We start from the raw sequence: 13537 nt of genomic DNA, 5'->3' as shown, positions 1-13537 counted from the left end.
CAAACGAACAACAGAAGAAAATGCTAACCCAAAAGAGCAAAAGCAGTAAAAAAACACGAAACAAACCATGCCGTATTAGTTTATCAGAAATCATCACCATATTGGTAGTATTTCACCAAATAAAATACAGAGAATTTAAAGCCTTCTACTACAACTACCTCACCCAATGGCTAAAACCTGCCTTTCCAAACCTACCAAGCTACACAAGAATGGTAGAACTCATGGAAAAAGCAATAGTTCCCATGTGTGACTACCTACAATCTCTCATGCAAAACAACTGCACAGGCATAAACTACATTGACTCAACCAGTTTAGCCGTATGTGATAATCACCGTATCAACCGCAACAAAGTATTTGCAGAAACAGCACAGCGAGGTAAAAGCAGTATGGGGTGGTTTTTTGGCTTTAAACTACACGTCATTATCAATGATAAAGGTGAATTGGTCAATCTAACCGTAACCAAAGGCAATGTTGATGATAGGCAACCTGTGAAAAGACTTTGTGAATCTCATGTTTTTGGTAAACTCTTTGCTGATAAAGGTTATATTGATAAATCATTGACAGATTGGCTTGATGAGCATTTAGATATTGAGTTAATCACGAATGTTAAAAAGAATATGAAATCTAAAGATATTTCATGGTTAAATAGACGATTGCTTAAACGCCGTTTTTTGATTGAAACTGTGTTTGATGTGTAAGAACCTCAAGCGTTATTTACACTTTGTTTAAAATAAAACTCCAACCACTCATAAGGAGTAAAGGTTTGAGTTTTGCCAGTAATATCATCTTTTTTAGTTAAAGATGAATGGGGTTTAACGGTATTATAGAAATTAAGAAATCTTGTTAATTCTTGCTTTCTATGTTCACTACCTGTAAATTCACATTGTTCATGCCACATTTCCATGAGCGTACGTATTACTCGTTCTGCTTTACCATTGGTTTGTGGTTTGGCAACTTTGGTGAATTTCTGATTGATGTTGTTATTATAACAGGCTTTGACAAATTCATGGTCTTTTGTGCCTTTATATTCTGTGCCATTGTCAGAATAAATCACCTCAATCGTATAAGGGCAAGGTTTAATAACTTGTTCTGTCAGAAACTTAGCCGCACTAAAAGCTGTTTTGTCTGGCATAATACAAGCATACAGTTCACGAGAATAATCATCAATGGCAACAAACAGATATTCTCTAGGGCTGTTGCTATTTTGTCCTTTGAGCAGTGGTAGGCGTTTTGTATCTACGTGTACCATCTCACCAGGATAGGATTTATTATAACGCTTGGCTTGTTTTTTGAGTTTGTCTTGTATACTCTTTTCAACTTTAGCTAAGCGTTTAATACCAAATTTCGCTTGTTTAAAGCGATTATTGACACTGGTTTGTGGTTTTAGTAACTTCACTCTAGCAAGTTTCAATACCTTGTAGATTGTTGGTCTTGATACTTTGTATTCTTCAGCAAGTGATGTTACGCTTTGTTTGTTTTGATGATAGGCTATCCAAATAGCTTCTCTTTCAAACGGTAGCAGTCTGGTGTTTTTATGTATGTTCATTTGCAGTATTTTATCCTAAATACTGTAAATAACGCTAGGATATCTTACATTTGATGAGTTAAAGAATATGTGTCAAATTGAGCATTCAAGGCATCGTAGTTATGTTGGGTTTATGAGTAATTTGTTGGCAGGGTTGATTGCTTATTGTCATCAAACAAAGAAGCCTACATTAAAAAATGTCCTGTTGGGGTATTCTTTATTGTAGGTTTCTTATTTGTTTATATTTTTTCAATAAGTTAAATGATTTTTTATATCGAATTGAGGTTAAATTAAATTTTTATTTAAATATTACCTGATAAAAATTGCAAAATAGGGTCAATACCCGTTTTTGGCGTGGGTTTTTTGGTCTGTTTGTTGGGCGTGGTAGATTTTAGATTGGGGTAGAGTGGTTGCTTGAGTTCGGGTAAATTTTGTAAACGATGACTATCAACGCTCAATGCTTTCACGTTTGGTTGGTATTGCAAAATTTTTAAAATCACCAAACGAGTAGCATTTATATTATAGAATATTTGTTCATATTCAGCAATCATATGCCATAATTGGTTGTCATTTTCACGGTGATGATAAGCATACACCAACTGCAAAAATGCGACTTCTTGTTCGTCAAGTTGATAATTGTCAATCATATCAAGTGTGATTGCTTGTGTGCAATGAAACTGTGAAATCGTACATAAAATCATCAAAATTCACCATAGTAACCAATAAAAATTCATTTATTTATTTAAATACTCTCAACGCTTTGTTTAAAGCTACTTAAAATCGGCTCAAGCAAGTCAAATTTACGTTTAAAACTCACTTGATTGACAATCAAACGTGATGACACTTGGCAAATCTCGTCTAACGGCTCAAGTCCATTGGCTCGCAAGGTGTTGCCTGTATCGACCACGTCCACGATTAAATCGCCCAAGCCCACAAGTGGAGCAAGCTCCATTGAGCCGTACAGTTTGATAATATCCACCTGTTCGCCACAACTGGCAAAATAACTGCGTGCGATATTGACGTATTTGGTGGCAATTCGCAAACGGCGATTTGGCAAAGCTTGCCCTTTCACACCTGCGGTCATCACTCGGCATTTGGCGATTTTTAGGTCTAATAGTTCGTATAGGCTTGATGAGTTGTGCTCAAGCAATACGTCCTTGCCCGCCACGCCAAAGTCCGCCGCACCATGCTCAACATAAGTTGGTACATCAGACGCTCGTAGGATTAATACTCGCACGTTTGGGTTGGTGGTTTCAAAGATAAGTTTGCGGGATTTTTCTGGGTCTTCTAAAAGTTCTACCCCTGCGTTGGTAAGTAGTGGTAAGGTTTCTTTTAAAATCCTCCCTTTTGATAAGGCTAGGGTCAAGCCGTTGTAAGTATCTGTCATAATTTTGATTTTGGTCTAATTTACGATATATAAATCTTATTTTAAAAGTTCAAAAAATGGCGATTTTGATGCTTTTTTGTCAAAAGTTAAAGTTATTTCACAAAATAACGCAATACAATGTTGGTATCAATGGCTTTCATTGGCTACCCATTTTTCGGCAAATTTTTGGCGTACTAACAGATTAGTCTGTTCATCTGTTAAGATGGGTTTACTTTTTGCATATTTTGCCAAGCTATCACCTAATGATTTGATTTCATTATCAACTTTCAAATCGCCTATTTCTTTAATCATCTTTTTTGACTGAATAAGCTGAATCATAAAATCTTTTAATTTGATATTATTTTGCTGTTCGTACTCGGCAACATCTTGGGCGTTAATATTTTCAAGTTGTAAAATATACATTTTTATAAATGGGACAAGTTTGGATTTACCACCTGCCCATTTTAAAAAAGGTTTGCTCATTAGCCTTTCACACGCTCAATTTTTACGCCCAAACCACGCAGTTTTTCTTCTACATTTTCATAGCCACGGTCAATGTGGTAAATACGCTCAATCGTGGTTTCGCCATCGGCTGCCACCGCCGCCATCACAAGTGACATAGACGCACGCAAATCGGTTGCCATCACAGGGGCAGCTTTGAGTTTTTCCACGCCTTTGACCACAGCAGTATGACCGTCCACGCTGATATTCGCCCCAAGTCGGTTTAATTCAGGAACGTGCATATAGCGATTTTCAAAAATATTTTCAATAATCGTACTCGTACCGTCCGCAATCGCACAGACCGTCATCAGTTGAGCCTGCATATCCGTTGGAAATGCTGGGTGTGGCAAGGTGCGAATATCCACCGCCGTTGGGCGTTTGTCCATTTTTACACGAATCCAATCATCACCTGTGGTAATGTCCGCACCCATTTCCGTCATTTTTGACAACACAGATTGCATAATGTGAGCATTGGTATTACGAGCGGTTACATCACCGCCTGTCATCATGGCTAACGCAAGGTATGAGCCTGTTTCAATGCGGTCTGGCACGACCGAATATTCACAGCCGTTTAATTTTTCCACACCTTCAATCGTCATATAAGCCGTGCCGATACCGTCAATTTTTGCCCCCATTTTGACAAGCATATTTGCCAAATCTACCACTTCTGGCTCTCTAGCACAGTTTTCTAGGCGAGTTGTACCTTGTGCCAAAACCGCCGCCATAATGGTGTTTTCCGTACCGCCCACTGTTACCATATCAAAGGTAAAATTACAGCCTTTTAAGCGACCACCTTCAGGCGTTTTGGCTTTAACATAGCCGTTTTCTACGCTGATAATCGCCCCCATCGCTTCCAACGCTTTTAAATGCTGGTCAACAGGACGAGAGCCAATCGCACAACCGCCCGGCAATGACACTTCCGCTTGTCCAAAACGTGCCAACAATGGGGCTAATACTAAAATAGACGCACGCATGGTTTTGACAAGCTCGTACGGTGCATAATAGTTGTTAATTGTGCTAGTATCGCAAGTTACGGTATCGCCTTTTTTGTCAATGGTAATGCCCATACCTTTGATTAAATCAATCAAGGTTTTTACATCTTTTAGGGTTGGTACGTTGGTGAGTGTAATTGGCGTTTCTGCTAAAATCATACCTGCTAACAACGGTAAAGCAGCGTTTTTCGCCCCAGAAATGACGACTTCGCCATTGACTCTTGTGCCACCTGTAATGACAAATTTATCCATCTTGTTATCCTTATTTTTATTGTTAAAATTGATGTTAATTCAATTAGTTATCATATATTATCATGGGCGTATTCAATACACCCCTGCTAACTTCATTAACTTTTTAATGATTACGCTTGCATAGCTTGCCATTGAGCGTGGGTCAAGGCTTGGATATTTAACGCATGAATTTCGCCACTGGCAAATTTGTCGTTTACCAATGCCAAAACCGCTTGTTGGCGAGCGACAGGACGTTTGCCGTCAAAACTATCGTCCACGACACGCACGTCAAATTTGTTGCCTTGATTGGCAGCTTGGATAATGCCATTTGGAAAATGTGGTTGTAATAAATCAATTAAATCTTGGGCGTTCATAGAATACTACCTGAAAATTAAGGGTTTAATTGTCTATCATAACATATTTTTATGGATAAATCATGGCAAAAATATAGGTCATTAAATCAACATTTTATCGGTAAAAAAATTGTAAATTATTTAAAAATAGTCTATAGTTATCACATAGCGATTTATTTTTTATCCATTTTTTTATCAAATGTTTTTACAACTAGGAGCATTTTATGGCAAGCCCAAAAAAGACAGTAACACGTAAACCGACAACACGTAAACCAACCACTCGTAAAAGCCCACTTAAAGAGCCTGTGATTCCCGTTAATCAAGCATTAGAAACCGACCCAGAAAAACTAAAAGCCAACAAAGAATCTGCCCGTTTTTTACGTAAAGCGACCAAAACCAAAAGTGCCATTGATGAAACGGTGTTAGAAGATTTAAAACAAGGCGATTTGAAAAAAACCACCGAAGATTTACAAGCCTTAATCCATGACGCATCAGCGGATGAGTTAAAAGTGTTAAAAGATTTGTTTGCCGAAAAATTGATTAGCGAAAGTATCAAGTCAGGCGTGAAAAAAGATGACGAGCTTGCCGAAGATTGGCGTGATGGCGGTTATCCTTACAAAAATCGCATGAGCCGAAAAAATTACGAAGCCCAAAAATACGAATTACAAGTTGAACTGTTAAAACTCCAAAAATGGGTGAAAGAAACAGGTCAAAAAGTGGTTATCATTTTTGAAGGGCGTGATGCCGCTGGTAAAGGCGGTACGATTAAACGCTTTATGGAACATCTAAATCCACGTGGGGCAACCGTTGTCGCCCTTGAAAAACCGACCGAACAAGAGCAAGGGCAGTGGTATTTTCAGCGTTATATTAAACATCTGCCGACTTCTGGTGAAATTGTGCTGTTTGACCGTTCGTGGTACAACCGTGCAGGCGTTGAGCGTGTGATGGGCTTTTGTACTGATGAACAATATGCCGATTTTATGCGTCAAACGCCTGAATTTGAAAGACATTTAATCAGCTCAGGCATCCATTTAATCAAGTTTTGGTTCTCGGTCAGCCGTGAAGAGCAACGTCGCCGTTTTGCCCAACGTGAAGCCCACCCATTAAAACAATGGAAATTATCACCCATTGACAAAGCGTCATTGAACAAATGGGACGATTATACGTTGGCAAAAGAAGCCATGTTCTACAACACCGACACCGCCGAAAGTCCTTGGATTGTCATCAAATCGGACGACAAAAAACGTGCTAGACTTGGGGCAATGCGTTATGTGTTAAACAAACTGCCATACACCCAAAAAGAAAACAAAAATGTGCGTGCGGTAGACCCGTTGATTGTCGGTCGTGCAGGGGCGTTGTATGAAAAAGGCGAAAAAGAAGACCTTGCAGTCAGTGATGAAAGTGTCATCATGTTGGCAGAAACCAGCGAAAGCAAAAAAAATAAAAAAGGCAAAAAATAAATTCATAAGTTATTTAGCCAAAAAACCAATTTATCCCATGGGGTAAATTGGTTTTTTTACGTCAATTTTGCCAAAAACCACCAAAATCGTTATAATAGCATTATCTTTTTTTAGAACCTGCATTTACAACGTTTTTGCAATGAAAAATGAGATAAATCGCCAGCTTTGCTTTTTATAAACAGCAAGGAAAAAACGTAGACTGATAGTCATTCTATCAGGCAAGTTTTTGACATCGAGCCGCAAGATTTGGCCATTTTTCATGAAAAAGCAAATCAATGTTTGTCAAAAAAACCGTAAAACTTTACTGCGTAATGTTGTGAATACAGGTTCTTATACACATCATGGAAAAAATTATGTCAAACCAAACCAACCAACTACTTTTTAAACAAGCCAAAGCCCATATCCCTGGGGGCGTAAATTCACCTGTACGAGCTTTTGCAGGCGTGGGCGGAACACCAGTTTTTATCAGCCGTGCAAAAGGTAGCAAAATTTATGATACCGAAGACAACGCATATATTGATTATGTCGGTTCTTGGGGTCCGATGATTTTGGGTCATGCCCACCCACATATCATTGAAGCGGTGAAAAAAGCCGCCGATGATGGCTTGAGCTTTGGGGCACCGACACCATTTGAAACCACCATTGCCGACAAAATTTGTGAATTAATCCCAAGTGTGGAAATGATTCGCATGACAAGCTCTGGGACTGAGGCGACCATGTCTGCCATTCGTCTAGCTCGTGGCTATACAGGACGTGATAAAATCGTCAAATTTGAAGGCTGTTATCATGGGCATAGCGATAGTTTGCTTGTCAAAGCGGGTTCAGGAATGCTTGATATTGGCGAACCGACATCAAAAGGCGTACCTGCTGACTTTGCCAAACATACCATCACTTTACGCTACAACGACCCACAGGCTATCAAAGACTGTTTTGCCAAGTTTGGCGATGAGATTGCGTGCGTGATTGTTGAGCCTGTCGCTGGCAACATGAATATGGTTGTGCCGACCCAAGCATTTCATGATACGCTTCGTGATGAATGTACCAAACATGGTGCGGTGCTGATTTTTGATGAAGTGATGACAGGCTTTCGTGTTGGCTTAAAATCGGCTCAAGCCCATTTTGGCATTACCCCAGATTTGACGACTTTTGGTAAAATAATCGGTGCAGGTCTACCAGTGGGTGCATTTGGCGGTAAACGTGAAATAATGGAACATATCGCCCCACTAGGTGGTGTCTATCAAGCAGGAACGTTGTCAGGTAATCCGCTTGCCATGCGTGCAGGGATTGCCATGTTTGATTTATTAACAAAAGATGGGTTTTATGATGATATCGCTAAAAAAGTGGTGTATTTAACCGATAATTTAGAAAAATTGGCGAAAGACGCTGGCATTGGCTTTAAAACCACACGTTTGGGCGGTATGTTCGGTATGTATTTTACTGAGAATGATTTGCCAAAAAACTTTGATGATGTAACCCAGTGTGATGATAAAAAATTTGCCACGTTTTTTCATGGCATGCTTGAGCGTGGTGTGTACCTTGCACCGTCTGCGTTTGAAGTGGGTTTTATGAGTAGTGAACATTCGCAGGAAGATTTGGATTTTACCTTAAAAATGGCAAAAGAAGTATTTGAGCAAATGGCGAAGAATTAAAGGAATTTCTGATGTTATCAGTGAATTTGTTGCCAAGCGTTGAAAATCGGTTGTTTGCGGTTTCGCAAGCAATCGGTGTTAGTCAAGATGTGTTGGCACAAAATGCGATTAATCAATATTTGGAAAATAAGGAACAGTAATTTTTATGGCAGATGATTTTAACGAGCCAATAGAAGATTTTGAAAACCATATGTTTTAGTAAATTTTAGGAAAAACATTACTCAATGCGTGAACTTCCCCAAGCCTTAACCTCCGAATCCATCGCCCAACGCAATCGTGAAGAAAGCCAACAACCCCAAGTTTTTTTTGACGATTTCGCCAAATCCGTTACTTTATATCGTGATGACGACATTTGGGTCATTGACAAACCGCATGGACTTTTATCCGTTGATGGCAAAGAATTAAAGGTCAGCTTACAATCTCGTTTGCTCAAAGCCGACCCAAATGTCAAGCTGATTCACCGCCTAGACATGGACACTTCAGGCATTATCATCTTTGCTAGAAATAGCGAATCACAAAGCCATATCAGCAAGCAATTTATCGACCGCATTCCATCAAAAGAATATCAAGCCGTTGTATGGGGAACGACCCCACAACAAGGCGAAGTCGATGTGCCTGTGCGTTACGACCCACCACAAAAACCCAAGCATATCGTGGATATGGACTGGAACAAACGAGCCTACACCAAGTATGAAACCTTGCACCATGAACTACGCCAAGGCAACCCTGTCAGCCGTGTGGCGTTATACCCTATAACAGGGCGTAGCCATCAGCTGAGAGTGCATATGCTTCATATCGGTCATGTCATGTTAGGCGACCCCATCTATGCCCAAGATGTGCTTGATGGCAAGCCGTATCAACTTTCGCCACGTCTATGCCTGCACGCTCGTAAACTTCGGCTAAAGCACCCAAACAACGGCGTGTGGCTAGAGTGGGAAAGTGACGTGCCGTTTTAACAGATGTGGCTTTTTAAACTTGTAAAATTAAACAATATCACGATTTGCTAAACTTTTTCACAAAACCAAACGTCATGTTTTTGGCATCGTCAAGATAGGTATAAATCACAGGCACAACAATCAAAGTCAAAAGGGTAGAGGTAATCACACCGCCAATAATCGCATGAGCCATCGGAGCTTGTTGTTCTGCACCTTCACCAATACCGATGGCAAGCGGTATCATACCCATCACCATCGCCATCGTCGTCATCAAGATAGGACGTAGCCGTGTTTGTCCTGCTTGCATGATGGCTTGGTGTCGGCTTTGTCCGTTGGCAATCGCTTCTTTGATAAAGTCAATCAGCAAAATCGCATTTTTACACACCAATCCCATCAGCATAATAATACCAATGATTGAAAAAATGTTGAGTGTTGAGCCAAAGATAAATAACGCAAAAAACACCCCAATCAGCGACAACGGCAAGGATGCCATAATTGCAATCGGATATAAAAAGCTATTAAACTGTGAACCTAGCAACATATAAATAAATACCACCGCAAGCACCAAAGCCGTTACTGCATAGCCGATAGATTCTGCCATGTCTTTGTTTGAGCCTTGCACCGCAAAGCTGTAGCCTTGTGGCAGTTTCATGTCGGCTTGGATTTTGGCAATGTCATCACCAATGTCGCCAGCAGGTCTGCCGTCTGTATTGGCTTGCACCACTACTTCTCGGAACAAATCTCGGCGGTTAATCTGCGGTACGCCCAATGCTTCGCTAAAACTTGCCACTTGCGATAGCGGAATTAACAAGGGCTGTCCATTTTGGTCGGTTTTGTTGGACGTTAAATACAGTGATTGTAGTTGGGATATGGTTCTGTGGTCTTGGTCGGATAGTCGCACATTTACGTCAAGATTGTTGCCGTTTTCGTCTTTAAAAGTGGTAACATCATCGCCTGCCAGTAGTGGGCGTAACGCTTGTCCAATTTGTCCAATAGACAAGCCTGCGTCATTGGTGGCGATACGGTCAATTTTGACGGATACCATCGATTTTGGCTGTTTTAGTGTGCTTTCTATGTCTACCAAGCCGTCCACCTTGTCAAGTCGTTGCATAAATTCGTTGGACAGGCGTTGCAATTCGTCCAAATCATCGCCTTTGATAGAAATCATAATTGGCTTTAATCCGCCCGATACCGCCATATCTGACCCTGCGACAGACGTGACTTCTATACCACCGATGCGTTGTAATTGTTCTCGGATTTCTCGGCTAAGTTCGGGTAATTTTTTGCTTCTCTCGTCTTTTGGCGTGAGTGAAACCTTTATTTGTACCCGATTTTTGCCACTATAAGCCAGCGAATTGATGGTGGCGTAAGTGTCGGTAACTTCTGGAAAACTGTTGAGTACCGCATTGACTTGGACGGTTTTTTGTTGGGTATAGTCCAAATTGGCATTGACAGGCGTTTCAAATTTGACTTTAATTTCACCCAAATCAGGTTGGGGAACAAATTCTTTCCCGACAAGACTGACCGCAAAAAATGCCCCCACCAACGAGCCAACCGCAACTAATAGCGTTAAAAAACGTTGGCGTAAACTCCAAGCCAAAATTTTGCCATAAGCGTTGGTGATTTTATCCAATAAACGTTGAAAATTATCTAAAATCCACGCAATCGGACGTTTGGAAAATTTGACCTGTTCTTTTAAACGTTCGTGTTGGTGTTCGGCTTCTGGGTCGTGCCACATACTTGATAACATAGGGTCTAGGGTAAAACTAACAAACATAGAAATCAGCACCGCAATCGAAACCGTTACCCCAAATTGATAAAAAAACCGACCGATAATCCCACCCATAAACGCCACAGGTAAAAAAACCGCCACAATCACAAGGCTGGTGGCAAGGACGGCAAGCCCAATTTCCTGCGTACCGTCCAAAGCTGCTTTGCGATGATGTTTGCCCATCGCCACATGACGCACAATATTCTCACGCACCACAATCGCATCATCAATCAACAGACCAATACACAACGCCAATGCCAATAAGGTCATCATATTAATAGAAAAACCAAACGTCCAAATCATCGCAAGCGTCCCCAAAAGCGAAATCGGCAAGGTCAGCCCTGTGATAATGGTAGAACGCCACGACCCCAAAAACAACCACACAATAAACACCGCCAAAATCGCCCCTTCAATCAGCGTTCGCACCACGTTGTTCAGCGAGCCACGAATGCTTTTGGAGCTGTCCGCCACCACCGTCATGGTTACGCCATTGGGTAGGGTTTGGCAGATTTCTTCAAGGCGTTTTTGGGTATTGTCCACCACGTCAATGATATTGGCATCGGACGTTTTGATAATGTCCATGGCAACGGCGGTTTGACCGTTTTGTAGCGAGGCGGATTCGGCTTCAGCTTGCCCATCAACCACTTGGGCGACTTGCGACAGATACACAGGCGTTGATAGACCATTTGCCCCACGGTTTTGGGCGACAATCAACTGGTTAAATTCGGACGGCGTTTTTACCAAGCCATTAATCTGCACCACCATTTCATCATTGCGATTTTTAATTGTGCCGACTGGCAATTCTACATTTTCCGAGCGTAACGCATTGACAATTTGATTGACAGATACCCGATGAGCGTTCATTTGTTCAGGCTTGATGACAATGCGGATTTGGCGTTGTCTATCGCCCAACATATCCACACGCCCAACGCCTGTAACGGTTTGCAATTGTTTGCTAACGGTATTTTCCAAATAAGTGGACAAATCTTTAATCGGCATACTGTCCGAGCGAAACGTTACCGACACCACAGGGGCATCGGCAGGGTTGTACTGGGCGACAATCGGGTCTTGCACTTCATCACGAAAGGTCGGCGTAACCAAAGCCAATTTATCCCGCACATTTTGGGCGGCAACATCGGACGGCACGTTTAAATCAAACTGCACAATCACCTGCGACAAGCCTTGTTGCGAAATGGATGTAACTTCTTTTACCCCTGAGATGGTATTAACTTGGTCTTCAATTTTTTTGCTAATATCGCTCTCCACCACTTCAGGCGAAGCCCCAGTATAAACGGTATTAACAACCACAAACGGAAAATCAATATCAGGAAATTCTTCCACCTGCATACGCTGAGTGGCAAGCAAGCCCACCACCATAAACGCAAGCATAATCATGGTCGCAAAAACAGGATTATTGATACTGACACGGGTTAGCCACATCTAAATATTACCTTTTTAAATGATAAAGTGAATTGCAATGATTATTTTAAAATCGCTTTTTTGCCAATATCTTGACGGCTTAAAGCGGTAGTAATCACCAGTGTACCTTGCTCAATGCCTGTTACCAAATATTGCCCTGTATCATCTTGACTGCGGATAATCTCAATCGGCTGACTGCGAATCACATGGTCTTGTCCAATCACCATTATCATACCAGATTGTAATTGGCTTTCGTCCGTTGTTTTAACACTGGTTGCGGTAACGTTACTCGCCTTGTCAATTTGTTTATCAAAGCTAACCGCCGTCATCGGAATTAACACGCCGACTTGAATTTGTCCGTATTCTAACTGACCTGTGGCAAACATACCTGCTTTTAAAGTTTGTCCATTTTGTTCAGGTTGCACCGCAATAAAAATCGGCAATTGACGGGTCAAGGGGTCGATTTCTGGGGCAATTCGGCTCACCTGACCGACAAACTGATGGGTGCTATTGGCAATGGTAAACGGCACGCTTTGACCGACTGTAATCGCTTGCGTTTCGCTTGGCACATTGGCACTAAATTCAAGTTTATTGGGATTGACAATCGTCATCAAGGCTTGATTGGGCGAAATCACCTGTCCATTTTCCACTTGACGGCTGGCAATCACACCATCGGCAGTCGCTACAATCAGTGTATCGTTGCTTTGTTTTTGCACAATGCTTAACTGGGCTTTTTTGGCTTTGACAGCGGCTTGTTGGGCTTTGGCATCAGCCAGACTATGTTTATATTCCATTTCGGACAAAAAACCTTGGTCTAGCAGGGCTTTGTTTTTTTGTGCCAATTCGGCAGCTACTTGAGCTTGGGCTTCGGCTGAAGCGACATCGGCTTGGGCTTGTGCCAGTTGGTTTTCGCTGTCTTGATTGTCTAGCCTTACCAATGATTGCCCTTTTTTTACCGTTTGTCCGACTTTTACCAACACTTGTTGAACTTTTGCACTTACCGTAGACTGTACTGTGGCGGTGTCGCTCGCCTGTAAAGTGCCTGTAATGGTAACACTTGGCTGGTAACGTTCTGCTTTTGCGGTGATGACATCACTTGACAATAATTGGATTTCATCATTTTTTAAGGCTTGAGCCGTGCTTGCAGTGGCAGGATTGTCGGCATTGTTACTTGATTGAGTGGCGTTTGGACGTTCACAAGCGGTTAATATCATAGACAAACCCACAACACAAGCAAGTACCAACTTTTTTTGATAAATATGATAGGTGTGAAAATGATTGGCAAAAGTTGAATAAATGGGCATAAGCGTTCCTACACGATGATTGAGTTATTAT

The 13537-nt window shown here is 41.4% G+C and carries 13 protein-coding genes and 1 pseudogene; 6 read left to right on the top strand and 8 right to left on the bottom strand.

Annotated features, from left to right (window positions below; genetic code table 11):
• Positions 1-20 precede the first annotated feature (20 nt).
• Entirely contained in the window at positions 21-698 is a 678-nt protein-coding gene (locus ACGTJS_RS01595; RefSeq protein WP_410472616.1) for an IS982 family transposase, read from the top strand.
• Positions 699-703: 5 nt separating this feature from the next.
• On the opposite strand, the gene ACGTJS_RS01590 is transcribed toward ACGTJS_RS01595, so the two are convergent.
• Positions 704-1546: an integrase core domain-containing protein gene (locus ACGTJS_RS01590; protein ID WP_410472002.1), complete on the bottom strand. Its 843-nt coding sequence runs from the start codon at positions 1544-1546 to the stop codon at positions 704-706.
• Between the two features lie 52 nt (positions 1547-1598).
• Between ACGTJS_RS01590 and ACGTJS_RS01585 the strand changes: the two are divergent.
• Positions 1599-1751: pseudogene (locus ACGTJS_RS01585) on the top strand (IS982 family transposase); the annotation flags it as partial.
• A gap of 76 nt (positions 1752-1827) precedes the next feature.
• Here the strand turns inward: ACGTJS_RS01585 and ACGTJS_RS01580 are convergent.
• From ACGTJS_RS01580 to ACGTJS_RS01560, 5 genes are all read right to left on the bottom strand, one after another.
• Positions 1828-2226 carry a hypothetical protein gene (locus ACGTJS_RS01580; RefSeq protein ID WP_410472615.1) on the bottom strand — a complete coding sequence of 133 codons (399 nt, stop codon included), beginning with the start codon at positions 2224-2226 and terminating at the stop codon, positions 1828-1830.
• Positions 2227-2267: 41 nt separating this feature from the next.
• Positions 2268-2912: an ATP phosphoribosyltransferase gene (hisG, locus tag ACGTJS_RS01575; RefSeq protein WP_410472614.1), complete on the bottom strand. Its 645-nt coding sequence runs from the start codon at positions 2910-2912 to the stop codon at positions 2268-2270.
• 126 nt (positions 2913-3038) lie between these two features.
• The gene (locus ACGTJS_RS01570) at positions 3039-3374 is read right to left on the bottom strand and encodes a hypothetical protein (RefSeq protein WP_410472613.1); all 336 of its coding nucleotides are present in this window, start codon (positions 3372-3374) and stop codon (positions 3039-3041) included.
• Positions 3374-4636: a UDP-N-acetylglucosamine 1-carboxyvinyltransferase gene (gene murA / locus ACGTJS_RS01565; protein WP_410472612.1), complete on the bottom strand. Its 1263-nt coding sequence runs from the start codon at positions 4634-4636 to the stop codon at positions 3374-3376. The genes ACGTJS_RS01570 and murA overlap by 1 nt, the downstream gene beginning before the upstream one ends.
• 110 nt (positions 4637-4746) lie before the next feature.
• Positions 4747-4989, bottom strand: coding sequence for a BolA family protein (locus ACGTJS_RS01560; protein ID WP_315041241.1), 243 nt, complete (start codon positions 4987-4989; stop codon positions 4747-4749).
• 203 nt (positions 4990-5192) lie between these two features.
• Here ACGTJS_RS01560 and ppk2 point away from each other — a divergent pair, with 203 nt between their 5' ends.
• From ppk2 to ACGTJS_RS01540, 4 genes are all read left to right on the top strand, one after another.
• Positions 5193-6428, top strand: coding sequence for a polyphosphate kinase 2 (gene ppk2, locus ACGTJS_RS01555; protein WP_410472611.1), 1236 nt, complete (start codon positions 5193-5195; stop codon positions 6426-6428).
• Between the two features lie 353 nt (positions 6429-6781).
• Positions 6782-8077, top strand: a complete 1296-nt coding sequence (hemL, locus tag ACGTJS_RS01550) for a glutamate-1-semialdehyde 2,1-aminomutase (protein ID WP_315041239.1) — start codon at positions 6782-6784, stop codon at positions 8075-8077.
• An 11-nt stretch (positions 8078-8088) separates the two neighbouring features.
• Positions 8089-8217 carry a hypothetical protein gene (locus ACGTJS_RS01545; protein ID WP_315041238.1) on the top strand — a complete coding sequence of 43 codons (129 nt, stop codon included), beginning with the start codon at positions 8089-8091 and terminating at the stop codon, positions 8215-8217.
• A gap of 84 nt (positions 8218-8301) precedes the next feature.
• Positions 8302-9033, top strand: a complete 732-nt coding sequence (locus ACGTJS_RS01540) for an RluA family pseudouridine synthase (protein ID WP_410472610.1) — start codon at positions 8302-8304, stop codon at positions 9031-9033.
• Positions 9034-9070: 37 nt separating this feature from the next.
• Here ACGTJS_RS01540 and ACGTJS_RS01535 read toward each other — a convergent pair whose 3' ends face one another.
• Together ACGTJS_RS01535 and ACGTJS_RS01530 are read right to left on the bottom strand one after the other, a co-directional pair.
• Positions 9071-12223, bottom strand: coding sequence for an efflux RND transporter permease subunit (locus tag ACGTJS_RS01535; protein WP_410472609.1), 3153 nt, complete (start codon positions 12221-12223; stop codon positions 9071-9073).
• 41 nt (positions 12224-12264) lie between these two features.
• Positions 12265-13506 (bottom strand): efflux RND transporter periplasmic adaptor subunit, encoded by a 1242-nt coding sequence (locus ACGTJS_RS01530; RefSeq protein WP_410472608.1) that lies wholly within the window; start codon positions 13504-13506, stop codon positions 12265-12267.
• Positions 13507-13537: the final 31 nt, after the last annotated feature.

It is taken from the genome of Faucicola mancuniensis (assembly GCF_046523945.1).
Classification (GTDB): Bacteria; Pseudomonadota; Gammaproteobacteria; order Pseudomonadales; family Moraxellaceae; genus Faucicola; species Faucicola mancuniensis.
Note: the sequence above shows the minus strand (reverse complement) of the source record. Positions and strands in the feature narration are given on the sequence as shown.